Annotated in this window: 22 protein-coding genes; 15 read left to right on the top strand and 7 right to left on the bottom strand. The window is 73.5% G+C overall.

Going from position 1 to position 25,301, the window contains the following annotated elements; all coding sequences use genetic code 11:
• Positions 1–13: 13 nt before the first annotated feature.
• The gene (locus ACGFZF_RS29230; RefSeq protein WP_393558979.1) at positions 14–724 is read right to left on the bottom strand and encodes a DNA-binding response regulator; all 711 of its coding nucleotides are present in this window, start codon (positions 722–724) and stop codon (positions 14–16) included.
• A gap of 215 nt (positions 725–939) precedes the next feature.
• Here ACGFZF_RS29230 and ACGFZF_RS29225 point away from each other — a divergent pair, with 215 nt between their 5' ends.
• The gene (locus ACGFZF_RS29225; RefSeq protein WP_393558977.1) at positions 940–2,496 is read left to right on the top strand and encodes a von Willebrand factor type A domain-containing protein; all 1,557 of its coding nucleotides are present in this window, start codon (positions 940–942) and stop codon (positions 2,494–2,496) included.
• Positions 2,497–2,542: 46 nt separating this feature from the next.
• On the top strand, positions 2,543–3,010 hold the full coding sequence (locus tag ACGFZF_RS29220) for a DUF1772 domain-containing protein (RefSeq protein WP_393558975.1): 468 nt from the start codon (positions 2,543–2,545) through the stop codon (positions 3,008–3,010).
• A 26-nt stretch (positions 3,011–3,036) separates the two neighbouring features.
• Here the strand turns inward: ACGFZF_RS29220 and ACGFZF_RS29215 are convergent, their stop codons facing one another.
• The gene (locus ACGFZF_RS29215; protein WP_393558973.1) at positions 3,037–3,993 is read right to left on the bottom strand and encodes a ScbA/BarX family gamma-butyrolactone biosynthesis protein; all 957 of its coding nucleotides are present in this window, start codon (positions 3,991–3,993) and stop codon (positions 3,037–3,039) included.
• Positions 3,994–4,358: 365 nt separating this feature from the next.
• On the opposite strand from ACGFZF_RS29215, the gene ACGFZF_RS29210 reads away from it, so the two are divergent.
• From ACGFZF_RS29210 to ACGFZF_RS29190, 5 genes are all read left to right on the top strand, one after another.
• A complete protein-coding gene (locus tag ACGFZF_RS29210; protein WP_393558971.1) occupies positions 4,359–5,051 on the top strand; it encodes an HAD family hydrolase in 693 nt (230 codons plus the stop codon).
• Positions 5,052–5,168: 117 nt separating this feature from the next.
• Entirely contained in the window at positions 5,169–5,939 is a 771-nt protein-coding gene (locus tag ACGFZF_RS29205; RefSeq protein ID WP_393558969.1) for an SDR family NAD(P)-dependent oxidoreductase, read from the top strand.
• A gap of 172 nt (positions 5,940–6,111) precedes the next feature.
• Positions 6,112–6,762 carry a ScbR family autoregulator-binding transcription factor gene (locus tag ACGFZF_RS29200; RefSeq protein WP_393558967.1) on the top strand — a complete coding sequence of 217 codons (651 nt, stop codon included), beginning with the start codon at positions 6,112–6,114 and terminating at the stop codon, positions 6,760–6,762.
• A 325-nt stretch (positions 6,763–7,087) separates the two neighbouring features.
• Entirely contained in the window at positions 7,088–7,960 is an 873-nt protein-coding gene (locus tag ACGFZF_RS29195) for a BTAD domain-containing putative transcriptional regulator (protein ID WP_393558965.1), read from the top strand.
• A gap of 297 nt (positions 7,961–8,257) precedes the next feature.
• Positions 8,258–10,231, top strand: coding sequence for a GAF domain-containing protein (locus ACGFZF_RS29190; RefSeq protein WP_393558963.1), 1,974 nt, complete (start codon positions 8,258–8,260; stop codon positions 10,229–10,231).
• 235 nt (positions 10,232–10,466) lie between these two features.
• Here the strand turns inward: ACGFZF_RS29190 and ACGFZF_RS29185 are convergent, their stop codons facing one another.
• Entirely contained in the window at positions 10,467–11,726 is a 1,260-nt protein-coding gene (locus ACGFZF_RS29185) for an IS701 family transposase (RefSeq protein ID WP_393558961.1), read from the bottom strand.
• Between the two features lie 595 nt (positions 11,727–12,321).
• Between ACGFZF_RS29185 and ACGFZF_RS29180 the strand changes: the two genes are divergently transcribed.
• From ACGFZF_RS29180 to ACGFZF_RS29165, 4 genes are all read left to right on the top strand, one after another.
• A complete protein-coding gene (locus tag ACGFZF_RS29180) occupies positions 12,322–12,732 on the top strand; it encodes a CrcB family protein (RefSeq protein WP_393558959.1) in 411 nt (136 codons plus the stop codon).
• Positions 12,729–13,076, top strand: coding sequence for a DUF190 domain-containing protein (locus ACGFZF_RS29175; protein ID WP_393558957.1), 348 nt, complete (start codon positions 12,729–12,731; stop codon positions 13,074–13,076). Before ACGFZF_RS29180 ends, ACGFZF_RS29175 begins: the two co-directional genes overlap by 4 nt.
• On the top strand, positions 13,073–13,426 hold the full coding sequence (gene crcB, locus ACGFZF_RS29170) for a fluoride efflux transporter CrcB (protein WP_147976153.1): 354 nt from the start codon (positions 13,073–13,075) through the stop codon (positions 13,424–13,426). The genes ACGFZF_RS29175 and crcB overlap by 4 nt, the downstream gene beginning before the upstream one ends.
• 69 nt (positions 13,427–13,495) lie before the next feature.
• Positions 13,496–14,662, top strand: a complete 1,167-nt coding sequence (locus tag ACGFZF_RS29165; RefSeq protein WP_393558954.1) for a lactate 2-monooxygenase — start codon at positions 13,496–13,498, stop codon at positions 14,660–14,662.
• 61 nt (positions 14,663–14,723) lie between these two features.
• Here ACGFZF_RS29165 and ACGFZF_RS29160 read toward each other — a convergent pair whose 3' ends face one another.
• The 3 genes from ACGFZF_RS29160 to ACGFZF_RS29150 form a co-directional block, all read right to left on the bottom strand.
• Entirely contained in the window at positions 14,724–16,712 is a 1,989-nt protein-coding gene (locus tag ACGFZF_RS29160) for an ABC transporter permease (protein WP_393558952.1), read from the bottom strand.
• A gap of 78 nt (positions 16,713–16,790) precedes the next feature.
• Entirely contained in the window at positions 16,791–17,600 is an 810-nt protein-coding gene (modA, locus tag ACGFZF_RS29155) for a molybdate ABC transporter substrate-binding protein (protein WP_393558950.1), read from the bottom strand.
• A 103-nt stretch (positions 17,601–17,703) separates the two neighbouring features.
• Complete coding sequence (locus ACGFZF_RS29150; RefSeq protein ID WP_356598934.1) at positions 17,704–18,096, bottom strand: helix-turn-helix transcriptional regulator; 393 nt, start codon at positions 18,094–18,096, stop codon at positions 17,704–17,706.
• A gap of 308 nt (positions 18,097–18,404) precedes the next feature.
• On the opposite strand from ACGFZF_RS29150, the gene ACGFZF_RS29145 reads away from it, so the two are divergent.
• Entirely contained in the window at positions 18,405–19,244 is an 840-nt protein-coding gene (locus ACGFZF_RS29145; RefSeq protein WP_393558948.1) for a hypothetical protein, read from the top strand.
• A 78-nt stretch (positions 19,245–19,322) separates the two neighbouring features.
• Here the strand turns inward: ACGFZF_RS29145 and ACGFZF_RS29140 are convergent, their stop codons facing one another.
• Entirely contained in the window at positions 19,323–21,197 is a 1,875-nt protein-coding gene (locus ACGFZF_RS29140) for a TerD family protein (RefSeq protein ID WP_393558946.1), read from the bottom strand.
• Between the two features lie 240 nt (positions 21,198–21,437).
• Here ACGFZF_RS29140 and ACGFZF_RS29135 point away from each other — a divergent pair, with 240 nt between their 5' ends.
• The 3 genes from ACGFZF_RS29135 to fxsT all read left to right on the top strand — a co-directional run.
• Positions 21,438–21,845, top strand: a complete 408-nt coding sequence (locus tag ACGFZF_RS29135) for a YciI family protein (protein WP_393558944.1) — start codon at positions 21,438–21,440, stop codon at positions 21,843–21,845.
• Positions 21,842–22,987: an RNA polymerase sigma factor gene (locus ACGFZF_RS29130; RefSeq protein ID WP_393558942.1), complete on the top strand. Its 1,146-nt coding sequence runs from the start codon at positions 21,842–21,844 to the stop codon at positions 22,985–22,987. The genes ACGFZF_RS29135 and ACGFZF_RS29130 overlap by 4 nt, the downstream gene beginning before the upstream one ends.
• Positions 22,988–23,268: 281 nt before the next feature.
• Positions 23,269–25,301: FxSxx-COOH system tetratricopeptide repeat protein (gene fxsT, locus ACGFZF_RS29125; RefSeq protein WP_393558940.1), on the top strand; the 2,033-nt coding region annotated here is incomplete at its 3' end.

Raw genomic sequence — 25,301 nt, 5'->3', positions numbered from 1 at the left:
CCGGCCGGGACCGTCACAACCACCCCCTTCGAGCCGCTTCCGCACCCGCGCGGAAGCGGCTCGTCGTTCCCAGGGCCGCCATCAGCTCGCCCACCCGGCGGCTGTACGTGCGGCCCGACATCCCGAGACGGGCGGCGGCCGTCTCATCCGTGAGCCCGGCGAGCAGCGCCTCCAGGACCGGGCGGAGCTGCGGGGGCAACTCGCCCGTCGGGGCGACAGCGCTCGTCAGCTCCTCGCCCGCGTCCCAACTGGCCCGGTGGGCACGGACCAGGGCCTGCACGACGACCGGATCCCGGATCAGCAGCAGCCCGTTGTAGAGCAGCTCCAGATCGAGCGGGACCGCCGCCACCGTCCGGTCGACCACGATCAGCTTGAAGGGGATCGCGTCCGTGAGCCGGGCCCGGCCCGGGACCCGCTCCAGCCCCGCCACCTGGGACAGGGCATGCCGGGGCACGATCCGTCTGACCTCGCACGCCCGCTCCGTCGCGGCCCGCATGCACGCTCCCGCCAACTCCAGGAACGGCTCGGGGATCGCACGGCCCGCGGAGGTGGTCGGGTCGTCGAAGGTCAGCAACTCGTGCCGGGTCGAGGCGGCCAGCGCCGCCAGCGCCGCGCTGACGCGCCGCACGCCGCGGACCGGACGGCCCGGCGGACGCTGCGCCTCCGGCGCGCCCCGGCTCACCGCCGAACGGGCCAGCGTCACGGAGCCCACGCGTTCTGCCACCGCTGACCACCCCCGCCGATCGATGTGCCACTCCATGTACGCATGTGACTCCGTACCGTGACAACCCCTGTTGGGCAGGATGGCGAATCCATGCCATGGCCGTCCGCGGCGTCCGCCGTTGCCGCATCGAGATCCATCCGCAACTTCTTCGTCTGCTCCTCCGGGGCCTCTCGCGCGTCACATTCACAAGTGCACGCGACAGAGGGGGAGATGACATGAAGCAGCGTCGACGAATGGGGCTGGCCGCCGGGCTGGTGCTCGTCGCACTGGTGTCGACCGGGTGCGGAGGCGGTACCTCCGCGGACCGGAGCTCCACCCGGGAGGGCGGGAACCGGGCGCCCGCCGTGCCCGACGGAGGGGCCAGGACGGACGCCGACACGCCCGAGGGGGAGCAGCGTTCCCGCCCGCCCGCGCCCGACTACCTCTCCACCTTCGCCCTGGACGTGGACACCGCCTCGTACGGCTACGCCCGCCGGACCCTGTCCGAGGGGCGGCTGCCGGACCCGGCGACCGTGCGGCCCGAGGAGTTCGTCAACAGCTTCCGGCCGGACTACCCCCGGCCGAAGGGCGACGGCTTCAGCGTGACGCTCGACGGCGCGAAGACGGGAGAGGACGGCTGGTCCCTCGTCCGCGTCGGACTCGCCACCCGCGCCACGGACCGCACGGGCGAACGCCCGCCGGCCGCCCTCACCTTCGTCGTCGACATCTCCGGATCGATGGCCGAGCCCGGCCGGCTCGACCTCGTCAAGACCTCGCTCGGCACCCTCACCGACCAGCTCCGCGACGACGACTCGGTGGCCCTCGTCACCTTCAGCGACGAGGCCGAGACCCGGCTGCCCATGACGCGCGTCGGCACCGGCCGCGACCGGATCCACCAGGTCGTCTCCGCCCTGGAGACCACGTCGTCCACCAACGTCGAGGCCGGCGTGCGCACCGGCTACGACGTCGCCGTCCGGGGACGCCGCGCAGGTGCCACGAACCGGGTCGTGCTCCTCTCCGACGCCCTCGCCAACACCGGTGACACCGAGGCCCGGTCGATCCTGAACCGGATCGACGACGCGCGCCGGACACACGGCATCACCCTCTTCGGGGTCGGCGTCGGCAGCGAGTACGGGGACGCCTTCATGGAGCAGCTCGCCGACAAGGGCGACGGCAACACCACGTACGTCTCCACCCCCGAGCAGGCCCGCAAGGTCTTCGTCGAGCAGCTTCCGGTCAACGTCGAGCTGCGGGCGCGCGACGCCAAGGCGCAGGTCGCCTTCGACCGCGCGACGGTCGAGCGGTTCCGGCTGATCGGGTACGAGAACCGGGCGGTCGCGGACGAGGACTTCCGCGACGACCGGGTCGACGGCGGCGAGGTAGGGGCCGGACACACCGTCACCGCGCTCTACGCCGTGAAGACCCGCCCCGGCCGGACGGGCCGGCTGGCCACGGCCACGGTCCGCTGGCTCGACCCCAAGAGCCGCGCCCCGCACGAGCAGTCCGGCACCGTGGACACCGGCGTGCTCACCTCCTCGGTCTGGTCCGCCGGGCACGACAGCCTCCAGCTGACCGCCGTCGCCGCCTACTTCGCCGACCGGCTGCGCGGCGGCGACCTGCCCGGTGCCCCGCGCCTCTCGGCGCTCGCCGAGTACTCCGGAGCCATCGCCGACCGGTCGGGCTCGAAGGTCGTCAGGGAGCTGACGGAGTCGATCCGGCAGGCCGAGAAGCTGGGTCTGCCGGCCGCCGGTCCCTCCCGTGGCGCGGAATCGGAGGATCCGTACAGCGGATGATCCACAACGCCCCCGAGGTGGCCGTGAGGCCCGTCATGATGGGCCCATGGCCACCTTGCTGCTCGCCCTCGCCGTCGCGTCCACCGGCCTCTACGCCGGATTCATGCTGATCTTCCGCACCGGGATCATGCCCGCCCTCGGCCGGCTCGGCGACGCCGCGTTCGTCGACGCCATGCGGCGGATCAACGAGTGCGTGCCCAGGGCGGTGTTCCTGACCGTCTTCCTGGGCATCCTGGTCCTCCCCGTCGCGGCGTTCCTCGTGCCGGTGGACGGACGCAGCGACACCCAGAAGTGGCTGATCCTCGCCGGACTGGTCTGCGCGGCCCTGAACCACCTGGTCACCGTGGCCGGCAACATCCCGCTGAACACCGCGCTGGCCGCCTCGGAGACCACGGGCGAGGAGCCGGCCGCCGTCCGTGCCGCCTTCGAGAAGCGCTGGAACGGCTTCCACCTGATCCGCACGCTGCTCGTCACCGCGTCCTTCGGGCTGCTGATCGCCGCGTCCCTCACCTGACGCGCTCGCGCCGCCCGCCCGGACAGCTACGCGGGCAGTTCCGCGACCGTCGTGATGGCGGTGAACACCACCTGCCCGTCCTGGCGGCCGGTCACCCGGATCAGCCGCTCCGGGCCGCCCGGGTCGTCCACCGCCGGCTCGGCCTCGATCCAGCAGGGGCTGCCGAACTCGGCGTAGTGATGGAAGGCGGAATCCATCGCCACGGGAAGCGCCGTCCGGCCGGCGGGCGCCTGACCGTGCACGGCCTGGCGGGCCGCCTCCAGCAGGACCATGCCGGGGATGTGGTCGCCGGGGTGGTCGAAGAGCACCGGGTGGCGGGTGTCCACCCGCAGCCGCCAGTGGTTCGCGTGCCCGGTCGGGCTCAGCACCACGTCGGCGGTCCGGTCCCGGCCGACGGTGCCCGGCTCCACCGGCGCGGCGGGCGGCACGGTCCCGGGCTGCGGGTCGGTGAGCCGGTCGCCGCGCAGCCGGCGGTAGACCTCGGGGCTGGTGCAGGTGTAGCGGGCGCTGCCGGTGGCGAGGACGCGGCCGCCCTGGCGGGCGACGACCTCGTACCGCAGACCCGTGAGGCGCCCGGCCCGGCGCCGGATGTCGGAGCAGGTGACGTCGAGGCGCAGCTCCGCGGGGGCGCCGCCGATCTCCGTCAGAAGCGGTTCCACGCGGTAGTTGAGCTCCCACATCAGGAACTGGTGGCCCAGGGGGACCTCGAAGCCCACATGGGCGAGGATCGCGCCCACCTGACGGATCGTCTCCGCGGCCATCATCGGGTCGTAGTGGGTTCCCCCGACGGGCGCGAAGAAGGAATGCCCGCGCGGCCACTGGGCGTGGAAGGTGAAGCGGGTCTCGTCCGTCCGGCACCAGTCGGCGGTCAGCAACACCTCGGCGAGGGCGGCCCGGTGGACGTACTCGCGGGGGGCCGTCGTGGTGAGCGGACGGAAGGCCCCGTCGGCCGCGATGTCGGTCGGAGCGGGCGACTGCAGCATGGGAACCCTCGATCAGGGGAGCTTCTGAGCGGTTGTGGGACGACGAGCACCGCGCAAGATACGAACCCGCGAGTCGGTTTCGCAAGGATTTCCGCACGTGTTTGTCAGGTCGCTCCGGTCAGGTCGGCACCGCTTACCGGACACCCGGCGGGCCGGGAGAGATCGCCAGAACGGCAGATGTCCGACTGTTGGGACACCAGGGTTCACGATGGGGACGGCTTCGGGTATCTTCGCGCTGCCGGAAAATCTGTACCGCCGGGTTTGTTTCTCGGACGCCCGAGACGCCGGTCCGGGCGAACACGCCAGCACGCGCGCGGTTCGCCCCATGCCAACCGGCCCCTCGTCGGTCGTCCCTGGGAGCTTTCGTGGAACACCTGCGCCGGATATCCCTGGCCGCCGTCAACATCGACGGCGTCCTCCTGAACGACACCTTCAGTCCGGTCATCCACCACTTCGTCACCAGCCGCGGCGGGCACTACGACGCCGAGGTCGAACGGGAGATCTTCTCCCAGACCCGGCTGACCGCCGCCGCCGCGCTCGGCGCCGCCGCCGGCCTCGACTGGAGCCCCGAGCAGGTGCTCGCCGCCTACTTCGAGGAGCGGGCCGCCCATCTCGCCGAGCATCCGCTGCGGCTGCTGCCCGGCGCCGGCGAACTGCTGCTGCGGCTGCGCGGGCTGGGGCTGCGGACGGTCTGCTACGGCGGGCTCGACAAGAGCCACTTCGACCGCCACCTGCACGAGCAGGCCGGGCTCTTCGACGGCCCCGGGTACGTCTGCACCGATGAGATCCGTCCCGGAGTGCGCGAGATCGTCGCGGAGTTCGGTCTGCGCAACGACGAGGTCCTCTTCATCGACGACGTCGCCCGCGTCGCCGAGGCCGCCAGGGAACTGGGCGTTCCCTTCATCGGCCACCCCAGCGACTTCGCCCACGGGTTCCAGGGCGAACTGATGCGGAAGGCGGGGGTACGGCACGTCGTGCGCTCGCTGGAGGAGATCGACGAACCCCTGCTGCGCACCCTGGACGCGGAGGCCGCCGACGGTCGGCTCTGGGGCGAGTGAGTTCCACGTGACCCCCGGACCCGGAACCATCCGCGGGTCCGACATCGTGTTCCTGCCGAGAACGACGCCCCGCCGTGCGGCGTCGCCCACCCGACCTCCGAGGGAGACCGCATTTCCATGAGCGCCGACCACCGACTGCTGACCGACAAGGTCGCCCTCATCACCGGAGCCAGCAGCGGGATCGGGGCCGCCGCGGCCCGGGTCTTCGCCCGTGAGGGCGCCCGCGTGGTGCTCACCGCCCGCCGTGAGGACCGGCTCAAGGCCCTGGTGGCCGAGCTGCGCGAACAGGGCGCCGAGGCCGAGTACGTCGTGGCGGACATGACCCGCCGAGAGGACACCCGCGCCGCCGTGGCGCACGCGGTGGACACGTACGGCCGGCTCGACGTCGCCTTCAACAACGCGGGGTGGGGCACGGGCCGCGAGCCCCTGCACGAGATGGGCGACGAGCTCTACGACCGGATCATGGACGTCAACGTGCGCGGGGTGTGGAACTGCCTGCGCGACGAGATCGCCGCGATGCTGCCCACCGGCGGCGGGGCGATCGTCAACAACAGCAGCGTCGGGGGACTCCTCGCCACCCCGGTCGCCGCGCCCTACGTGGCCGCCAAGCACGCGGTCATCGGCCTGACCCGGGCCGCCGCCGCCGAGTACGCGGCCCAGGGCATAAGGGTCAACTCGGTGGCGCCCGGGACCACCCGCACCGAGGTCGTCGCCGAGTGGTTCGCCGCGGTGCCCGGGACCGAGGAGGCGCTGCACGCCGCCACCCCGCAGCCGCGCACGGCGGAGCCGGAGGAGATCGCGGAGGCCGCCGCCTGGCTCCTCAGCGACCGGGCGTCGTTCGTGACCGGCGCGGTCATGCCGGTGGACGGTGGCTTCACGATGGTGTGAGCCCCGTACCGGACCGCATCATGAGGGGGCGGAACGGTCGGCGGGCGGCTTCTTGTGGCCACTGCACGTATCCGTCCATACTTGGTTTTTTCGACCGTGACGTGCGCGCAGGCACGGAGCGAGCCCGAGGCTCCCGCGGGGGCCTCGGGCGATGAGAGGGACGTGACCCCCAATGGCGAAGCAGGATCGCGCGATTCGGACGCGCCAGGCGATCTTGGAAGCGGCCGCCACCGTCTTCGACGAGCGTGGTTACGAGGCCGCGAAACTCACCGACATCCTCCAGCTGGCCCAGGTCACCAAAGGCGCGCTCTACTTCCACTTCGACTCGAAGGAGGACCTCGCGCACGCGGTGATCGACGCCCAGGTCTCGGCCGCCCCGATGCCGATGCCGCAGGTCTCCAAGCTGCAGGAGTTCGTCGACGTCGGCATGGTCTTCGCGCACCGGCTGACCCATGACGGACTGCTGCGCGGCAGCGTGCGCCTCACCCTCGACCAGGGCGGTCACGAGCTCAACCGCGGGGGGCCGTACCGGGAGTGGACCGAGTTGAGCCTGCGCATCCTCAACGAGGCCAAGGCGCGCGGGGAGCTGCTGCCCCACGCCGACCCGGAGGAGGTCGCCCCGCTCATCGTGGGCTCGTACGCCGGGCTGAACCTGATGACGCAGGCGCTGGGCCACAACCGCTCCGCGATGGACCGGTGGGCCTCGGTGCTCTACCGCCACGTGCTGCCCAGCATCGCCGTGCCCGCCGTCCTGGCGACCCTCGACATGGAGCCGGGTCGGGGCGCCCGCGCGCTCGGCGCGGCCGAGTCGGCGGCCGGCTAGCCGGACCGGCGATTTCCGGACCCCTTCTTTTTCGTTGAAAACCATACCTACTTGCTGGTTTCCACACGGGAAGACGGCCCCGTCGTCCACCTGATCGCGGAGAAGCCCGAACGAAAGCGTACCCACGAGTCGGAGTATGGCCCCGCCGGGTACGCTTCCTCTCGCCCTTTGCCGAGCCTTGATGGACTCAGATCCTCGCAAACCGGGCATATCTCCTGGTTGTCGCGTCCCGGCATTCCATACCCAGCGGTTTCTTATTGACATGCCCCCGGGTCTCTTTTCTAATCGTCCCGTGCATGCCGCGCGTAGACACTGAGGGGGCAAAGTGGACGTCCGCATCCTGGGGGGACTCGCGGTGGCCGAGAACGGGGTGTCGATCACCCCGACCGCCGCCGCGCCGCGCCAGCTCCTCGCCCTGCTCGCGGCCCACGCCGACCAGGTCGTGCCGGTGACCGTCCTGATGGAGGAGCTCTGGCCGTCCGGCGCCCCCCGCGGGGCGCGGGTCGAACTCCAGTCCCACATCCAGGATCTGCGGGCCCTGATCACCACCGCGCTGCGCGACGCCGCGCCGCGGACCGCGGACGCCGGCTGGCCGGAACGGCACACCGCCGACTCCGTGCTCGTCTCGCTGCCCGGCGGCTACCGCCTCGACACCGGCGGTGGATCCCACGACGCCTGGCAGTTCGAACGGGCGGCGGGAGCCGGCTACCGGGCCATGGAGGCCGGTGACCTCCAGCGGGCCGCACGACGCCTCTCCGAAGCCCTCGCCCTCTGGCGGGGCACCCCCTACGCGGGGGTGGCCGCCGGGCCCCGGCTGCGTACCGAGATCGAACGCCTGGAGACCTCCCGGCTGAGCGTCCTCGACCAGTGGGCCGAGGCCCAGCTGGCCCTCGGCCGCCACTTCGAGATCATCGGCGAACTCGCCGAACTCGTCGCCCAGTACCGCACCGACGAACCCCTGCACGGCCAGTTCATGGTCGCGCTGCTCCGCTGCGGCCGGCAGGACGAGGCGCTGGAGGTCTACCAGCGGCTCTGCGAGGGTCTGAAGAAGAAGGCGGGGCGGGAGCCCTCGGCGCGGCTGCGCCGCCTCCAGCGGTCGATCCTGGCCATCCGGGACACGGCGCGCGCGGCCCGACCGCTGTTCGTGCCCGGTCCCTCCGCCCGCCCCCGGCTCGTACCGGCGGGGTTCTCCCTCTGACGGGGCGCCGGGCCGCCGCGCCGGACGGAAGTCCCGGACTCGGCCCGGGATCACGGGAGTTCCACCCTGGCGGCCTCCTCCGCCAGGGGATGCCCGGCCGGCCGGCGGAGGAGATACTGCACAGTGCCCGGGGCGGGCCCGCTCGGCGGTCGACGGCCCGCCACGACCCCGGGCGGACGGCCGGATCACACCGCCCGTGACCATCATCGACCGCCATCCCGGAGCTCGACCGGCTCCGGACGGCAGTAAGGGCTCCCTCGCGGCGCCCGATTCGCTCGACAACGGGGGTTGGGGCACATGTCCTTGCACGGCACGGCCGGAGGCACGGGCGCGGACGACGAAGGGGAGACCGGCGGTACCGACGCGCTCGCCGTCCTGGAACTACTGGCCCGGCAGGCACCGCCGAACCGCTTCGAGGCACTGCTCCACGAGGCGCGGCGCGCGGGCGCGGACGGCGCCGAACTGGAGCGGCTCCGACGGGCCGTACGGCTCGCCGCCGACATCGGCGCCACCCTGGAGCGCCGGGAACAGCGCGAGGCCGGACTCGCCACCCTCGTCGACACCGCCCGGGACCTGACCCTCCCGTACGACCTCGACACGCTGCTGCGTGTCATCGCCCGTCGCGCCGCCCGCCTGCTCGACTGCGACACGGCCTGCGTCAGCCTGCGCGACGCGCACGGCCTGTCGTCCCACGTGCACACCGCCGAGGGCGGCCGCACCGGGCTCGCCGACGGCATCCTCGTCCCCGACGGCCGGGGCCTCGGCGCCCGCGCCCACGCCCACGGCGAACCGGCCTGGACCGCCGACTACCGCGTCGACGAGAGCTTCCCGCACTCCGAGGAGGTCGACGAACTCGTCCGCGCCGAGGGGCTGCACGCGGTCATCGCCGCCCCCCTGCGGGTCGGTGACACGACCGTCGGCGTGCTGTACGGAGCCGACCGCCGGGTCCGCCACTACACCCACGACGAGGTCGCGCTGATGTCCTCGCTGGCCGATCTGGCCGCCGTCGCCATCGAGAAGGCCGGCCTGCTCGACCAGACCCGGGCGGAGGTCACCGAACTGGAGCGGGACAGCTCCCGCGCGCGGACCCGCCTCACCCGCATGCGGCACGTCAGCGAGGCGCACAGCCGGATCATGAACCTCGTCCTGGCGGGCGGGGACCTGTGCAACGTGGCCACGGCGGCGGGCGACGCGCTCGACGGCACCGTGATGATCCGCGACCCCGGCGGCCGCAGCCTCGCCACCTGCGGCGACATCCCCGGCCTCGACGAGGAGGCGGTGGCGAAGGCGTCCCTCGACGCGCACGCCGGCCGGCGGCCGGTGCTCGCCGGCGACAACACCTGGGTGGCGCCGGTCATCGCGGGCTCCGAGGATCTCGGCGTCCTGGTCATCCGGGCCTCGACCGGACTGACCGGCGAGGACGAGCGGCTCCTCGAACTGGCCGCCCAGTCCATCGCCTTCCTGCTGCTGATGCAGCGGTCCACCGCCGTCGCCGAGGGACCCGTCCGCGACGAACTCCTCGACGACCTGCTCGCCGACCCCCAGCACGCCCCCCAGCAGATCACCCAGCGCGCCCGCCGCCTCGGCATCGACCTGCGCAAGCCCCACGTGCTGGTCGTCGCACGGCCGGAAGGCGGTGAGCAGGGCCGGGCGGTCGTGTGGGCGTCGTCGTACGCGTACCGCATGTCCGGACTGAAGACGGTCCAGGGCGGCTGCATCGTCCTGCTCCTGCCCGGCGACGACGCCTCGGCGGCGGCCCGCGCGGTGTCCGGCGAGATGTCCCCGCTGCTCGGGCACCCGGTCTCGGTCGGCGCGGCCGGACCCGGCCACGGCCCGGACGGGGCCGCCCGGATGTTCGCTGAGGCCATGCGCTGCCTGGACGCCATGAGCGCCCTCGGCGGCGCCGGCTCGGCCGCGTCGGTGCGGGACCTGGGATTCCTCGGGCTGCTGCTCTCCGACGACCACGACGTGGACGGCTTCATCGACTCCGCGATCGGACCCGTACTGCACTACGACGCCGAACGGTTCACCGATCTGACCCGCACGCTGGAGGCGTACTTCGCCTCGGGCGGCAGCCCCACCAACGCGGCGGAGGCCCTGCACGTCCACCCCAACACCGTCTCGCGCCGACTGGAACGGATCGGGGAACTCCTCGGCCCGCAGTGGCAGAAGCCGGGCCAGATCCTGGAGGTCCAGCTGGCCCTGCGCCTCCAGCGCACCCGCGCCGTCCTCGCCGGGCAGCGGGCCACGGACGAGCGGCCGGCACCCTGAGCACGACCCACCGGTCTCCCGGCGGCGTGACCCGCCGGGAGTGACGGGAACGCCCGCGTCGCCCGCCTTCCCGGCCGGTCGACCGGACACCCCTGGGCCCCTCGAAGGCATCTGAGCGGCGGGCCCAGGGGAGCCGGACCGGTGACCGGCCGTGGGGAGCCGGCCGCGGGAGGTGCAGCCGGTCGTGGGGGACCGGCCGTCGGAGGGATCCGGTCGTGGGGGACCGGCCGGGCCGTCAGCCCGCGGTGCGCGAGCCGTACACCGAGTCCCAGTCCGTCGCCAGGACCGTCGCCGCGTGCGCGGCCGACGCGAGCGTGATGTGACGGTGCCAGCCGCGGAACGAACGGCCCACGAAGTCCCGCAGGCCCGCGCCCTCGCCGACCTCGGTGAAGTCCCGGGCGACCCGGCGCGTCAGCTTGGTCAGCCGCAGCAGCGAGCCGACCGTCGCGCCCGGCACGTCGCTGATCCACAGCCGGGCCGGCGGCTGCTGCGGGTCGTCCCACTCGCCGAGCAGCGTCATCGGACGCATCCGCTCCCCCGCGGGGGTCGGCAGGACGACCCGGACGGCGGTCGCCAGCGACGTCCGCGAGGTCCGGGTGCCGGCCGCGGCGTCCACCCAGCTCACCGGTCGGCGCAGACCCTTGAGCGACTCCAGGATGTGCTGGGCGGGCAGCGGCCCGGCACCGAATCCGGGCAGCGCGCGGTCCGCGATCGTGAGACGGCAGCCCGGGCCGATCCGGGCGACGACCGGCAGCTCCGCGGCGGCCAGCCGGCCCAGCGCCGCCCGTCCCGCGCCGCCCCGGATGTCGAGCACCACCGGCTTGCGGGTGACACCCTGCCAGCGGGCGGTGTCGAGGGCCGCCGCGACCGCGCACTCCTCCTGCGTCTCCTCGTGCGCCTCCTCCGGGACCTCCGCCCGGTCCCGCCGGGTCCGGTCCTTCACCCACGGATCGGGCAGGAAGAGACGCCAGTTGACCGGCACGCTCAGCTCCTCGGCGGCGAACCACACGCCGAACGCCTGCTGGCCGCGGAAGACCTGCCCCCGCTCGGGGTCGAACCGGCGGTCCACACCCACCGAGTGCTGCCCGGCCTTGGGTATCGGCATCGACCGCACGACCCACGCCTGCGGGCAGCTGACCTGCTCCATGAACCCGGCGAGCGCGGAACGCATCGGCCGCCAGTCCCAGGTGGAACTGGAGATGAAGTGGTGCAGACTCTGCTCGGCGGCCGCGCCGCCGACATGCGCGGCGATGTTGCGGATCGACTTGCGGCCCTGCGCGTTCAGCAGCCCCTGCAGGTACTGCGCGGCCTTCATCCGCTGGTCCCGGCGCGGGAAGCCCGAGAAGAGCGTGGCGCAGAGCTCGTCGTAGACGTCGTGGACATCGTCGGCCACCGCGTTCAGGTACGGCGCGCACTGCGGTCCGTGCCCGGTGCGGTGCCGGGGGCCCAGCTGGTCGGTGACGGGCCTGCGTGTGGTTGCGACGGATGTACTCACGACACTCCTGCCTACGGTTTCACAGCTCCCTCCAGCTGCCCCTCCACATTCGCGCCTCCGCGCCCCGGGGACGAGGTGGACCCGGCACCGGTCTCGCCCCGTCGATGGTGGCCGGACCACCGGTGCCACCCCTGACGGTCCTGCGCGGCAGGTCGGCCGACGTCCCGGCAGGGGGAGGGGGTGTGGCCCGACCACCAGGGGCCGGAAACCGGCCAACGGTACGTCGGCGGCGTTTCGTCCCGTGTGCGAGGGAACTGACACACTCGGCGCGTCGCCTTTGACCCGGATGTCACCCCGGCCGAACATCGCAGAACGAGGCGGCTCGGGGCCGGCTCCTGGTTAATGCCCCAGGCCAGGAACCCCCTGGCCGCCTCGCTCCCCGCCCGCCCTCAGGGGGTGTCCTGCCGATCTCGGCGGGCTCGCGGTCTCCTGCGACGCCGTCTCCCGCGTCGTCGTCGGTCGGCACGGCTCCGCCATGCCTCGCCCCCACAGCCTGCGGCGTGGGAGGGATCCCATCCTCCGCCGTGGATCCGAAGCTCCGGTCCATCGCTCACTCATCCGGTCTGATCGGCAAGACACCCCCTAGCCTGGGGACATGGGCTTTCGAGGGCAGCTTCCGTTCGTCGGGGTCGTCGCCGCGGGCGGGGCCCTCGGCGCCGCCGCCCGCTACGGCGCCGCGCTCGTCTGGCCCACTCCCGCGGGCGCCTTCCCGTGGACCACGTTCGGCGTCAACATCCTCGGCTGCGCGGCGATCGGCGCCCTCGTCGTCCTGGTGACCGAGACCGGTACGGCCCCCCATCCGCTCGTCCGCCCCTTCCTCGGCACCGGGATCCTCGGCGGCTTCACCACCTTCTCCACCTACGCCCTCGACACGCAGCGTCTGCTCGGCGCGGGGGATACGGCCCGGGGCCTGGCATACATGGGGGCGACGGTGGCGGCGGCGCTCGCCGCCGTCTGGGCCGCGACCGCGGCCACCCGCGGCCTACTGGCGAGGAGGACGGCATGACGAGACTGGCGGGCAGGGCCCTGAGGGTGACGATCCTGGTGGGCGAGAGCGACACGTGGCACCACCGGCCCCTCTCCTCCGAGATCGTCCACCGCGCGCACGAGGCCGGCCTCGCCGGAGCCTCCGTGTTCCGCGGGATCGAGGGCTTCGGCGCCTCCTCCCTGATCCACACCTCGCGGCTGCTGTCGCTGAGCGAGGACCTCCCGGTCGCGATCCTCATCGTGGACACCGAGGAGCGGGTCCGGGCCTTCCTGCCCGAGCTGGACGAGCTGGTGACGGAGGGTCTGGTCATCCTCGACGACTGCGAGGTCGTCCGCTACGCCTCCCGGGAGACGACGGGGTGAACTGGCTGCTCGTGCTGGCCGGCGCGGCGGTCGGCGCGCCCCTGCGCTACCTGACGGACCGTGCCGTCCAGAGGCGCCACGACTCGGTGTTCCCCTGGGGCACGTTCACGGTCAACGTCGCCGGCTCGTTCGTGCTCGGTCTCCTCACCGGGGTCTCCTCCGCGCACACCTGGCTGCTGCTCGGCACCGGCCTGTGCGGGGCGCTGACGACGTACTCGACCTTCTCCTACGAGACGCTGAGGCTCTACGAGAGCGGGGCCCGCGGGTACGCCGCGGCCAACGTCGCCGGGAGCCTCGCCGCCGGACTCGGCGCCGTCTGGCTGGGCGTCGAGGCAGCCGTCCTGGTCTGAGGTCTCCGCAACCGGGCCGTTCGGTGGCAGTGTGCTGCCCACGATCTTCCGAGATGAGGGACGGGACGCATGGCCTGGGCGGACTTCCAGTACGAGATCTACCTCAACGGCATGACCGGGGCGGTTCCCCGGCTGCCCACCGACCTGACCCGCCTGGAGGAGCTGACCGCCCGGCGGCTCGGCCCGGGCCCGGTCGGCTACGTCGCCGGCAGCGCGGGTGACGGATCCACGGCCCGCGCCAACCGGGCCGCCCTGGCACGCCGCAGGATCGTCCCGCGCATGCTGCGCGACGTGCGCGAACGGGACCTCTCCTGCGAACTGCTCGGCAGGCCCGTCCCGGCCCCGGTCGCCCTCGCGCCCGTCGGCGTCCTGTCGATCCTGCACCCGGGCGCCGAACCGGCGGCGGCCCGCGCCGCGGCGGCACGCGGTGTGCCGTACGTGCTGTCCTCCGCCTCCAGCACTCCGATGGAAGCCGTCGCGGAGGCGATGGGGGAGGGCGAACGGTGGTTCCAGCTCTACTGGCCCAAGGACGTCGAGGTCGCCCGGTCCTTCCTGCGCCGTGCCGCGGCGGCCGGATTCACCGCCCTGTTCGTCACGCTCGACACCCCGCTGCTCTCCTGGCGCCCCCGTGACCTCGACCAGGCGTACCTGCCGTTCCTGCACGGGGTCGGCACCGCCAACTACTTCAGCGACCCGGCGTTCCGGGCGGGCCTGGCCAAGCCCGTCGAGGAGGACCCGAACGCGGCGGTCATGCACTTCGTGTCGATGTTCGCCGACCCGGGGAAGACCTGGCCGGATCTGGCGTTCCTGCGGGAGAACTGGGACGGTCCGATCGTCCTGAAGGGCATCCTGCACCCCGACGACGCCCGCGCGGCGGCCGAGGCCGGTATGGACGGCGTCGTCGTCTCCAACCACGGCGGCCGGCAGGTCGCCGGAGCCGTCGCCGCCGCGGACGCGCTGCCGGGCGTCGCCGACGCGGTCGGCGACCGGCTGACCGTCCTCTTCGACAGCGGCATCCGTACCGGGGACGACATCGCCAAGGCGCTGGCCCTCGGCGCGGACGGCGTGCTCGTCGGCCGCCCGTACGCCTACGGGCTGGCGCTGGACGGGGAGCAGGGCGTGGACCACGTGGTCCGCTGCCTGCTCGCCGAACTCGACCTGACCCTGGCCCTGTCGGGCCACGCGACACCGGGGACGCTGAGCCGCGCCGACCTGACGGAGGGCCCGGAGGTCTGACGTACGGCGCCGGCCGGGCACCGCGGGCGCCACCCGGTCCCCCGGGCTCCCGCCCGCGCCGTCAGAGCGCGACGAGCGTCGTCTCGGTCGCCTTGACGCTGGTCCACACGGGCGTGCCCTCGGCGAGGCCGAGTTCGGCGGCGGCCTGCGGGGTGATCTCGGCGACGAGGTCCGGCGCCTTCGGCGAGGTGACGAGGATCCGGAGGCGGCTGCCGCTCGCGGTGATCTCCCGCACCGTGCCCGGCCAGACGTTGCGGGGACTGCCGCCCGGCTTCTCGCGGTGGAGCGCGACGGCCTCCGGCGCGATGACGGCGAGGGCGTCCGTGCCCGGCGGCAGCGGGTCGGCGGTGACGAGGGTGCCGCCGCCGGCCGGCGCCAGCCCGTCGGCGGTGGCGGTGCCGGGCCAGGCGTTGCGGCCCAGCATGCGCGCGACCCAGGGCGAGCGGGGATGGCGGCTGACCTCGGCCGGCGGGGCGTCCTGGAGGGCCCGGCCCTCGTCGAGTACGAGGACACGGTCCGCGAGGGAGACGGCCTCGACGGGGTCGTGCGTGACGATCAGGCAGACACCGCCGAAACGCCGGAGATGGGTGCGCAGCGTGTGGCGGACGTGGGCGCGGGTGGTCTGGTCGAGCGCGGCGAGCGGTTCGTCGAGCACCAGGAGCCGGGGACGGGCGGCCAGCGCGCGGGCCAGGGCGACGCGTTGGGCCTGGCCGCCGGAGAGCTGGGCGGGCCGGCGGTGGGCCAGGTGACCGACGCCGAGCCGGTCGAGCCAGTCCTGCGCGGTCCGCCGTGCCTCGCCGCGGCGTACGCCCTGCACGCGCAGCCCGTACGCGGTGTTCGCCAGCGCCGTCATGTGGGGGAAGAGGGCGCCGTCCTGCGGCACCCACGCGACCTGACGGCGGTGCGGCGGCAGCTCGGTGACGTCGGCGCCGCCGAGCCGCAGGACGGCGTGGGCGCGGGGGGTGAGGCCGAGCAGGGCGCGCAGCAGGGTGGTCTTGCCCGCGCCGTTGGGGCCGACGACGGCGATCGTCGTGCCCGGCTCGGCGTCCAGCGTCAGGCGGGTGAAGCCCGTGACCTCGGCGTGCAGCGGCCAGCGCGCCGCGGGGTCGGGGGGGTCGGCCGTCTCGACGCCGCCTGTCTTCGCGAGGGGGACCCCCCGCGGTCCGGGAGCGCCCGGGGCCCCGCTCTCCGAGCCGCCCGCGTCGCCCGGGTCCGCCGGTTCCTTCGCGCGGCGCTCGCGACCGGCCGGGGTACCGGTCCACCGGCCGCGCAGGGCGATGAGCACGGCCATGGCGATCACCAGGAGCAGCAGGGAGACCGAGGTGGCGGCCTCCGGCTCCTCCTGGAGCAGCAGGTAGACCTGGAGCGGCAGGGTCTGGGTGGTGCCGGGCAGGTTCCCCGCGAAGGTGATCGTCGCGCCGAACTCGCCGAGGGCCCGGGCCCAGGTGAGCGCGGCGCCCGCGATCAGGCCGGGCGCGACCATGGGCAGGGTGACGGTGAAGAAGACCCGGACCGGTGAGGCTCCGAGCGAGGCCGCCGTCTCCTCGTACCGCGGGCGCAGTCCGCCGAGCGCCCCTTCGAGGCTGATGACGAGGAAGGGCATCGCCACGAAGGTCGCGGCGAGCACGGCGCCGGAGGTGTGGAACGGGAGCGTGACGCCGAAGGTGTTCTCCAGCCAGGGGCCGAGCAGCCCGCGCCGGCCGAAGGCCAGCAGCAGCGCGACACCGCCGACCGTGGGCGGCAGCACCATGGGCAGCAGGACGAGGGAGCGGACGACCGCCTTGCCCGGGAAGGACACCCGGGCCAGCAGCCAGGCCAGCGGCACGCCCAGGACCAGCGAGAGACCGAGCGCCCAGAACGACACCAGCAGCGACAGGCGCAGCGCCTGCAGCGTGCCCGGCGCGCCGAGATGGCCGGCCAGCTCGCTCCACTGGGTGCGGACGAGGATGCCGGCCAGCGGGAGCAGCAGGAACGCCACGGCCACCAGCGCCGGGAGCGCCAGCGTGACCGGCACGCGCGGGCCCGGCGTACGGACGCCTGCTCGTCTCATCGATGCTCCCTGGGTCGGGGGAGGTGGTGCGAGGGGCTGCCCGATCCCCCGGGACGGGCAGCCGCCTGCGATCCGGGGCTACGGGTGCTGGAAGCCGGCGTCCTGGAGGATCTTCTGCGCCTCCGGCGAGGACAGCCACGCCACGAAGGCGGCCGCCGCCTCGGCGTTCTTCGACTCCTTCAGTGTGGCGGCCGGGTACTGCGCGATCGCGTTCTGCGCGTCCGGGATCTCCACCCCGTCGACCTTGTCCTTCGCGCTCTCGGCGTCGGTCCTGTAGACGAGGCCGGCGTCGGCCTCGCCGAGTTCGACCTTGCTGAGCACGGCGCGGACGTTCGGCTCCTGGGAGACCGGCTTCACCGTGATCTTCTGGGCGTCCAGGATCTTCCGGCTGTACTTGCCGGCGGGCACCTCGGGCGCGGCCAGGACGACCTTCAGCCTGGTGTCGGCCAGGTCCTTCAGCTTGTCGACCTTGTGCGGGTTGCCCTCGCCGGTGGCGATGACGAGCCGGTTCCTCGCGATGACGGTCGGGGTCCCGGTGTCCGCCTTCACCTTGTCCATGCTCTTGGTGTCGGCGGTGACCAGCGCGTCGGCCGGGGAGCCCTGCGCGACCTGGGCGACGAGCTCCTGGGAGCCGGCGAAGGAGAAGGTGATCTTCGTGTCGGGGTGCGTCTTCTCGTACGCGGCGCCCGCGGTCCTGAAGACGTCCGTCAGGGACGCGGCGGCGAGCACCGTGAGGTTCGCCCGGGGCGCGGCGGTACCGGAGGCGGTGGACCCGGCGGCGTCCTCCTTGGCGTCGTCGCTGGAGCAGGCCGCGAGCGGCACGAGCAGGGCGGCCGTCAGGGCGGCGGCCGCGGCGCGGCGGCCGGTGAGGGTCGGGGTGAAGGGCATGACGGCGGAACTCCTTGGGGACGTGGCCGGCGGATGCCGTCCGGCGCGGAAGAGATCGAGCCGCGTCGGTGACGGGCGCCGCCGCTCGTGGTGCGTGAGGGGTTCAGGTGCGGTCGATGTGCACGCTGGTCGACTTCACGCGGGCGGTGGCCTGCATGCCGACTTCGAGTCCCAGCTCCTCGACGGCCTCACGGGTGAGGAGCGAGACGAGGCGGTGCGGCCCGGCCTGGATCTCGACCTGGGCCGCGACGTCGCCGAGCTTGACCGCGGTGACGATGCCCGGGAAGGCGTTGCGCGCCGAGGTGTAGGACGCGTCCTCCTCGGTGCCGCTCTGGGCGATCTCCACGGAGAAGGCGGCCAGCGCCCGCCCGTCGATCAGCCGGCGGCCGCTCTCGTCGCGATGGGTCGCGACCCGGCCGGCGTCCGCCCAGCGACGAGCGGTGTCGGGGCTGACGCCGAGCAGACGGGCCGCCTGCCCGATGGTGTAGGACTGCATGTGCGCCACCGTAGAGTGATCCGGCTGGCATCTGCAACAAGTCTGTGCGTCCGTCCATCGCGGATGCGAGATTCCTCGGAGGAACGGACGAAAGAGCCCCACCGGGCGTCTCGACCGGTGGACGGAGCCGGGGCTCCGGGCACCCCCGGCGCCCACCGGCTCGCGTCGTCTCCCGCGCGACGGCGGCCTCCGCCCGCGTTGCCGGAGCCACCCGTCCCGACACCCCGTCCCGACCACCCCCTTCCGGCGGGGTGACCGGGACCGCGCCACCTCGTTGCCCGGTCGTAACGATCAAGCTGTGGAGGTGGATGGTGAACGGACCGCGCACGAACACGGCGGCCGAGGTACCGGCTCTGGGCGATGCCGGAGACGTACGGAGAGCGGTCGGGGGCCTGGCCGAAGGGTGCGCGGTGGCGCACGGGTTCGGCAACTTCTACGCCCTCACCGCGCGTGCCGACCGGGCCGTCGTCGAGCGGGTCAACCGGATGAAGGGCCGCCCGGCGGAGCAGGCGGGCAGCGTCACCACCGTCCGCGAGCGGGTCCGATCCGTCTTCGACTGGAGCCTGCTGCCCCCGCAGCTGCCGCGCCGGCAGATCGAGGACCTCGTCGAAGAGCTGTTCCTGCTCGGTCCGTTCGGCTTCCGCGGCCCCGCGGCGACGCGCGTTCCGCCGCATCTGACGGTCGTCCGGGACGGTATGCCCACCGTTCAGCTGATCGGCCCCGGCTACCGGTGCCCGTCCAACGCCTTCCTCGCCGCGGCGCTGGAGCGGACGAGCACACGGTTCCTCTCCATCACCTCGGTGAACCGCTCGCGGCACCTGACCGGGGCGGCGCACGAGCCGGCCCACTGGCGGGCCGCCGGGGTGCTCGCGGAGTTCGGCCACGAGTCGGGCGTCCGCGTCCTCGGCCACGACGACGAGACCGCCGCCCGCGCCCGGCACCCCCATCACGCGCTGATGTCGACGACGGTGCTGTCCTTCCACCACGTGCCCGCGGACGGCGGCTCGAAGCCGCCCGCCCTGACCCTCGAACGGCACGGCTCCCTTTCCGCGGACCACACCCGGGCCGTCGCCGCGAACCACGGCTTCTCCCTGCGCATCGCCCCGCAGGCCGCACACAGACTCGTGGCCCGCACCTACGAGGACTGACCGTGGGCGGGGCGGCGCCCGGGGACTGCGGGCCGCCGACGCGTGCGGTCCGGCTTCGACTCCCTGCCCGGGCGATGCCTACGCCACGTCGACGCCGTATCCACGTACGAGAGCCTCCAGTCCGTGGTCGTAGCCCTGGCCGACGGCGCGGAAGCGCCACAGCGGGCCCCGGCGGTAGATCTCTGCGAGGAGCAGAGTGCGTTCGCTGGTGGCGGCGTCCAGGGTGGCCTGGGCCGTGGGCGGAGCGTCGACGCCCGGCGCGAGGGTGATCTGCACGGCTCCGACGCCACCGAAGGTGGCGGCTCCGTCGATGGCGGCGGCGACGGCGACCCTGCGGGCGCCGGCAGGGAGCGCGGCGAGGTCGACGGCGATGGTCTGCTCGGTCGGGCCGTCGCAGAGCAGGCGGGCGGCTCCGTCGGGGCTCTCCGGCGCGCCGTAGAAAACGAAGTCCCCGTCGCTGGAGACCTGCTCGTCCTCGTCGAGGACGAACGCGACGACGTCGATCTCGCAGTCCGTCTGCTGCGCCCAGGAGGCACCCACGTGCCAGTGGCCGCCGGTGGGGAGGGCGGGGAGGTCCACGACTCCGCCGCGCGGCAGGACGTCGGCCATCGCGCTGTCGCGGGCGGCGACTCCGGGTGCCTCGGGCGCGGGGGCTCCGAGCCACACCGGCGCGTGGACCGGCAGCCCCAGCGTGGTGATGCGGGTCATGCGGCGGTCGCGTTCGCCCCCGGGGAAGAGCACGACGTCGGTGACGCTCGCCGACAGGTTGATGGCGGCGGCGCCGCCCAGCTCGACGACCCGGGTCCGGGCGGCGGACGCCTCCTCGTGGGTGCCGCCGAGGACGAGGATCCGCCGCCGCCCGAACGGACGGGCGGAGCGTGCGGTCTCGGCCTGCCGGGGCGTCGGCACGCCCATGACGTGCCCGTCCACCGTCGCCGCGGGCGGGGCCGGGAGGGGTGCCGGCGAGGCCGCTTCCGCCGGTGGAGCGGCAAGCACAGGCGCCGCCGCGGATGTCTGCGACGTCTGCTTCTCATGAGGCGTTCCAGGGCGTACGTCGCCCAGCAGACCGAGGAAGGCGCGTTCGTCGAGGACCGGTACGCCCTCGGCGAGGGCGCGCCGTGCCTTCGCCGAGCCGGAGGCCGTGTCGTTGGTGACGAGGGCGCTGGTGTGTCGACTGACCGACGACATCACGTTCAGGCCGGCGGCGACGGCTCGGGCCACCAGCTCGGCCCGGGAGGTAGCGGTCTCGCCCGTGATGGCGATCTTCATGCCCTGGACGAGCGGGCCGCCGGGCGCCGGGCGGCCCGGGTTGCGGTACGCACACGGAGTCTTCGGCGGATTCGGCGCGAACCGCGGATCCTGCCGGGGCGGGCAGGGCACCAGCGGCAGCGGGAGGTCCAGCCGCGCGGCCTCGGAGAGGGAGGCCCGGAAGATCCCCGCGAGGACGCGCGTGTCGTCCAGGGCATCATGTGCCCTGGTCTGCGGCACGCCGTAGTGGGCGGCCAGGGACGCCAGGCTGAGGCCGGCGCCGGGCGGCTCGACACGCCGGTTGAGGGCGAGGGTGCACAGGCGCTGGGTGACGGGGAGATGGAGCCGGGCGCGGGCGAACTCGTGGGCCAGGAAGTCGTAGTCGAACTGTGCGTTGTGGGCCACCATCACGCGGTCCTGCAGGAGCGCGCCGATCCGCCCGGCGACCTGCCCGAAGGTCGGGGCGCCGCGCAGCCGTTCCGCGGTCAGCCCGTGGATGTGCACGGGGCCGGGGTCGCAGCCCGGGTCCAGCAGGGTGGAGTACTCGCCGGTCGGCGTCCCGTCCGGCCCGAAGGTCAGCACCGCGATCGAGAGGACCCGGTCACGCCGGGCTACCAGACCGGACGTCTCGACGTCGACCAAGGCCCAGTCGTACGCGTAGTCGGGCAGGTGTGACACGTCGAGAGCGGGGGCTACGGGAAGCATGACGGTAAGGATGATCCGGACGTGGTTGCCGGTTCAACCTGAATGCCGATTTGTCCCCGGTTCTCCGGAGAGTTCGCCCCGGGACTGCGGGCCGCCGACGCGTGCGGTCCGGCCCGGCGGCACGGGCTCTTCGAAGTCCGGCGGAGGTTTTTCGCGAGGGGATGTCGAGAACCCGCGCGCGGCTCCGTCCCAGGAGCGGAACACGGCCACAATGGGCCGTACCTCAGCGAGGAGAAGACGATGGCCAAGTACCTGCTGCTCAAGCACTACCGGGGCGCGCCGGCATCGGTCAACGACGTGCCGATGGACCAGTGGGAGCCGGAGGAGGTCTCGGCCCACCTGCAGTACATGCGTGACTTCGCCGCTCGGCTCGAAAGCACGGGCGAGTTCGTCGACAGCCAGGCGCTCTCCCCGGAGGGCACGTTCGTCCGCTACGACGGCGAGGGCCGGCCGCCGGTCACCGACGGCCCGTTCGCGGAGACCAAGGACCTGATCGCCGGCTGGATGGTGATCGACGTCGAGACCTACGAGCGCGCGCTCGAGCTGGCGGGCGAGCTGTCCGCGGCTCCGGGCGCGGGGGGGAAGCCGATCCACGAGTGGCTCGAGCTGCGCCCGTTCTACGGCGTGCGGCCCACGGCCACCGAGTGAACGAGTCGCTGCTCCGGGAGCTGGTACCCGCGGTGATCGGTGTGCTCGTCCGTCGCGGAGCCGACTTCGCGGCGGCCGAGGACGCCGTGCAGGAAGCCCTGGTCGAGGCCGTACGCGGGTGGCCGGACGACGCTCCGCGGGATCCCAAGGGCTGGCTGGTCACGGTGGCCTGGCGCAAGTTCCTCGACGCCGTCCGCGCCGACACCTCGCGGCGGCGGCGGGAGGAGCTGGTCGAGGCCGAGCCCACGCCCGACCCGGGCGAGGCGGTGGACGACACGCTGCGGCTGTACTTCCTGTGCGCGCACCCGTCCCTGACGCCGGCCTCGGCCGTCGCGCTCACGCTGCGCGCGGTCGGCGGACTGACCACGCGCCAGATCGCGCAGGCCTACCTCGTGCCGGAGGCGACCATGGCCCAGCGGATCAGCAGGGCCAAGCGGACCGTCTCCGGCGTCCGGTTCGACCAGCCCGGTGATGTGGCCACGGTGCTGCGCGTGCTCTACCTGGTCTTCAACGAGGGCTACTCCGGCGACGTCGACCTGTCCGCCGAGGCGATCCGGCTCACCCGCCAACTGGCGGTCAAGTACCACCACGAGGAGGTCGCGGGCCTGCTGGCCCTGATGCTGCTCCACCACGCCCGGCGCCCGGCCCGGACCGGCCCCGACGGCAGGCTCGTGCCCCTCGCCGAGCAGGACCGCGGTCTGTGGGACACCCGGCTGATCACCGAGGGCGTCGAGGTGCTCCAGGCCGCCCTCGCCCGCGATCGCCTGGGCGAGTTCCAGGCCCAGGCGGCCGTCGCCGCGCTCCACGCCGACGCCCGTACGGCCGAGGAGACCGACTGGGTGCAGATCGTCGAGTGGTACGACGAACTGCTGCGTCTCACCGACAACCCGGTGGCCCGCCTCAACCGTGCGGTCGCGGTGGGCGAGGCCGACGGCCCGCGGGCCGGCCTCGCCGCGCTGGAGGGCCTCGACCCGTCCCTGCCACGGCACGCCGCCGTCGCGGCCCACCTGCACGAGCGGGACGGTGACACGGTGACCGCGGCACGCCTCTACGCCGAGGCCGCCCGGTCCGCGCCCAACCTCCCGGAGCGCGACCACCTCACCCGCCAGGCGGCCCGGCTCAACGCGCAGCTGCGCGGTTGACCGGCGGCCCCGGGGCGCGTCCGGCCCGTGCGCCACTCGCCCGATACATCCCCTGACCAGCAAAAAGACCTCCCGGAGGAGGGTTCCGATCTCGCCATGACGCCGTGACTCGGCCTGCAGGCACGGAGGAGGCCACCGCGCGGGGCGGTGGTCTCTTCTCGGCTGTGCTCGGTGGGGGAGTGGGGTGATGTGTGGGCGGGTGTGGGGTTGTTTGGCCTACTGTCGATGGTCTGGTGCCGGGCTTGCGTCGGGGGTGTGGGTTGGTCGGCGATGGTGGTCGGGTGTTCGTCAGTCATGCGGGGGCGGACCGGGCGTGGGCGGAGTGGGTGGCCTGGCAGTTGGTGGATGCCGGCTATGAGGTGGAGCTGGACTACTGGGACTGGGGCGCGGGTGAGAACTTCGTCCTGAAGATGAATGCCGCGCTGGCCTCGGGGCGGATGCTGGCGGTGTTCTCGGAGGCGTATTTCGATCCGGACCGGTTCACGACCGAGGAGTGGACGGCCGTCCTCGCGGCCAAGCAGAGGCTGATACCGGTGCGGATCGACTCCGCGCCCGCCCCGCCGGTCCTGGGTCCGCTGCTCGCGCCCTCGCTGGCGGGCCTGGGCGAGGACGACGCACGGACGGTGCTCCTGCAGGCGGTGGGCGGGCCGCGCCGTCCGGACGGACGGCCCGGATTCCCCGGTGATGCGGGCCGGTTACGGGGGATGGGCGGGTCGGGTCCGCGGTTGCCGGGGAGTCTGCCGCGGGTGTGGAACCTGCCGGGGCGCAACGCCGGGTTCACCGGCCGGGACGACCTGCTGGTGCGGCTGCGGCAGGCGCTCGCGTCGGGGTCTCGGGTGGCGGTGCAGGCGCTGCGGGGCCGGGGTGGGGTGGGCAAGACGCAGCTGGCGATCGAGTACGGGCACCGGTTCGCCGGGGAGTACGAGCTGGTCTGGTGGGTCCGTTCCGAGGAACCCGCTCTGATTCCGGACCAGTTGGCTGAGCTTGCGGTCAAGACCGGAGCGGCGCAGAGCGACACCTCGCCGGCTGAGGCGTGCGCGGCGCTGGCGGAGGAACTGCGCACCCGGGGGCGATGGCTGCTGGTCTTCGACAACGCCGAGGACCCCGCCGCGCTGAGCCCCTATCTGCCTGGCGGGAATGGGCATGTGCTGATCACTTCCCGTAATCCTCGCTGGCATTCCCAGGCTGTGGCGGTGGAGGTGGACGCCTTCGCCCGCACCGAATCGATCGCCCTGCTGCGCTCCCGCGTTGCGGGCCTGGGCGAGGCCGATGCGGATCGGCTGGCTCAGGAGTTGGAGGATTTGCCGTTGGCTCTGGTCCAGGCCGCCGCCCTCCTCGTCGACGGCCTCACCGTCCCCCAGTACCTGCAATTGCTGCGGGAGCGGATCAGCGAGGTCCTGGACGAGGGCTGCCCCGACACCTATCCGGCCTCGCTGGCGGCACAGATCCGCCTGTCCACCGAGCGCCTGGCCGCCACCCAGCCTGACGCGCTGGCTCTGCTGCGGGCTTGCACGCTTCTGGCACCCGAACCCTTCCCCCTGCATGCTTGCACCCGCACCGTCACCGACCCGTCGCCGTCGCTTGCCAATCTCCTCGGCAACCCGCTCGCACTCCGCACCGCCCTGCGGGCCCTTGCTACGCAGGGTCTGGCCCGGATCCAGGACGGCACAATCCAGTTGCACCGCCTCACCCAGGCCGTGATCCGCGACCAGCTCACCCCACCCGAACACGCGGACGCCGTCCAGGCCGCCGAAACCCTCCTGACCACCGCCTACCCCGGTGGCGCAGCGGACCCTGCGACCTGGCCTGCCTGGCCCCCAATGGTGCCCCACCTGATGGCCCTGGATCCCGGCGACTTCGCCACGGCCGACGGCCGGTTCGCGGCCTGCGAGTCATGCTGGTACCTCATGGACCGCGGCAGCGCCCCGATCGCCCTGCCCCGCCTGCAACAGCTGCACGACACCTGGACACAGCAACTGGGCCCCGACCACCAGCACACCCGGTGGGCCGTCAACTACCTCGCCCGCGCCTACAGCGAAACCTTCAACCCCACGCAGGCGCGCGCCCTGGCCGAGGACACGTTGGCCCGTCGTCGGCGGGTGCTGGGTGAGGACCACCCCGACACGCTGCGCAGTGCCCACAGCCTCGCCATCGACCTGGCCGCGCTGGGGGAGGACGAAGCCGCACGCGCCCTGGCCGAGGACACGTTGGCCCGCCGTCGGCGGGTGCTGGGTGAGGACCACCCCGACACGCTGCGCAGTGCCCACAGCCTCGCCATCGACCTGGCCGCGCTGGGGGAGGACGAAGCCGCACG

It is taken from the genome of Streptomyces sp. NPDC048338 (assembly GCF_043201055.1).
In the GTDB taxonomy this organism is placed as follows: Bacteria; Actinomycetota; Actinomycetes; order Streptomycetales; family Streptomycetaceae; genus Streptomyces.
Note: the sequence above shows the minus strand (reverse complement) of the source record. Positions and strands in the feature narration are given on the sequence as shown.

Coding starts and splice junctions, on each gene's coding strand:
- ACGFZF_RS29225 (WP_393558977.1), top strand. CDS start 940: ATGAAGCAGCGTCGACGAATGGGGCTGGCCGCCGGGCTGGTGCTCGTC.
- ACGFZF_RS29220 (WP_393558975.1), top strand. CDS start 2,543: ATGGCCACCTTGCTGCTCGCCCTCGCCGTCGCGTCCACCGGCCTCTAC.
- ACGFZF_RS29215 (WP_393558973.1), bottom strand. CDS start 3,993: ATGCTGCAGTCGCCCGCTCCGACCGACATCGCGGCCGACGGGGCCTTC.
- ACGFZF_RS29205 (WP_393558969.1), top strand. CDS start 5,169: ATGAGCGCCGACCACCGACTGCTGACCGACAAGGTCGCCCTCATCACC.
- ACGFZF_RS29200 (WP_393558967.1), top strand. CDS start 6,112: ATGGCGAAGCAGGATCGCGCGATTCGGACGCGCCAGGCGATCTTGGAA.
- ACGFZF_RS29190 (WP_393558963.1), top strand. CDS start 8,258: ATGTCCTTGCACGGCACGGCCGGAGGCACGGGCGCGGACGACGAAGGG.
- ACGFZF_RS29180 (WP_393558959.1), top strand. CDS start 12,322: ATGGGCTTTCGAGGGCAGCTTCCGTTCGTCGGGGTCGTCGCCGCGGGC.
- ACGFZF_RS29175 (WP_393558957.1), top strand. CDS start 12,729: ATGACGAGACTGGCGGGCAGGGCCCTGAGGGTGACGATCCTGGTGGGC.
- ACGFZF_RS29165 (WP_393558954.1), top strand. CDS start 13,496: ATGGCCTGGGCGGACTTCCAGTACGAGATCTACCTCAACGGCATGACC.
- ACGFZF_RS29160 (WP_393558952.1), bottom strand. CDS start 16,712: ATGAGACGAGCAGGCGTCCGTACGCCGGGCCCGCGCGTGCCGGTCACG.
- modA (WP_393558950.1), bottom strand. CDS start 17,600: ATGCCCTTCACCCCGACCCTCACCGGCCGCCGCGCCGCGGCCGCCGCC.
- ACGFZF_RS29150 (WP_356598934.1), bottom strand. CDS start 18,096: ATGCAGTCCTACACCATCGGGCAGGCGGCCCGTCTGCTCGGCGTCAGC.
- ACGFZF_RS29145 (WP_393558948.1), top strand. CDS start 18,405: ATGGTGAACGGACCGCGCACGAACACGGCGGCCGAGGTACCGGCTCTG.
- ACGFZF_RS29140 (WP_393558946.1), bottom strand. CDS start 21,197: ATGCTTCCCGTAGCCCCCGCTCTCGACGTGTCACACCTGCCCGACTAC.
- ACGFZF_RS29135 (WP_393558944.1), top strand. CDS start 21,438: ATGGCCAAGTACCTGCTGCTCAAGCACTACCGGGGCGCGCCGGCATCG.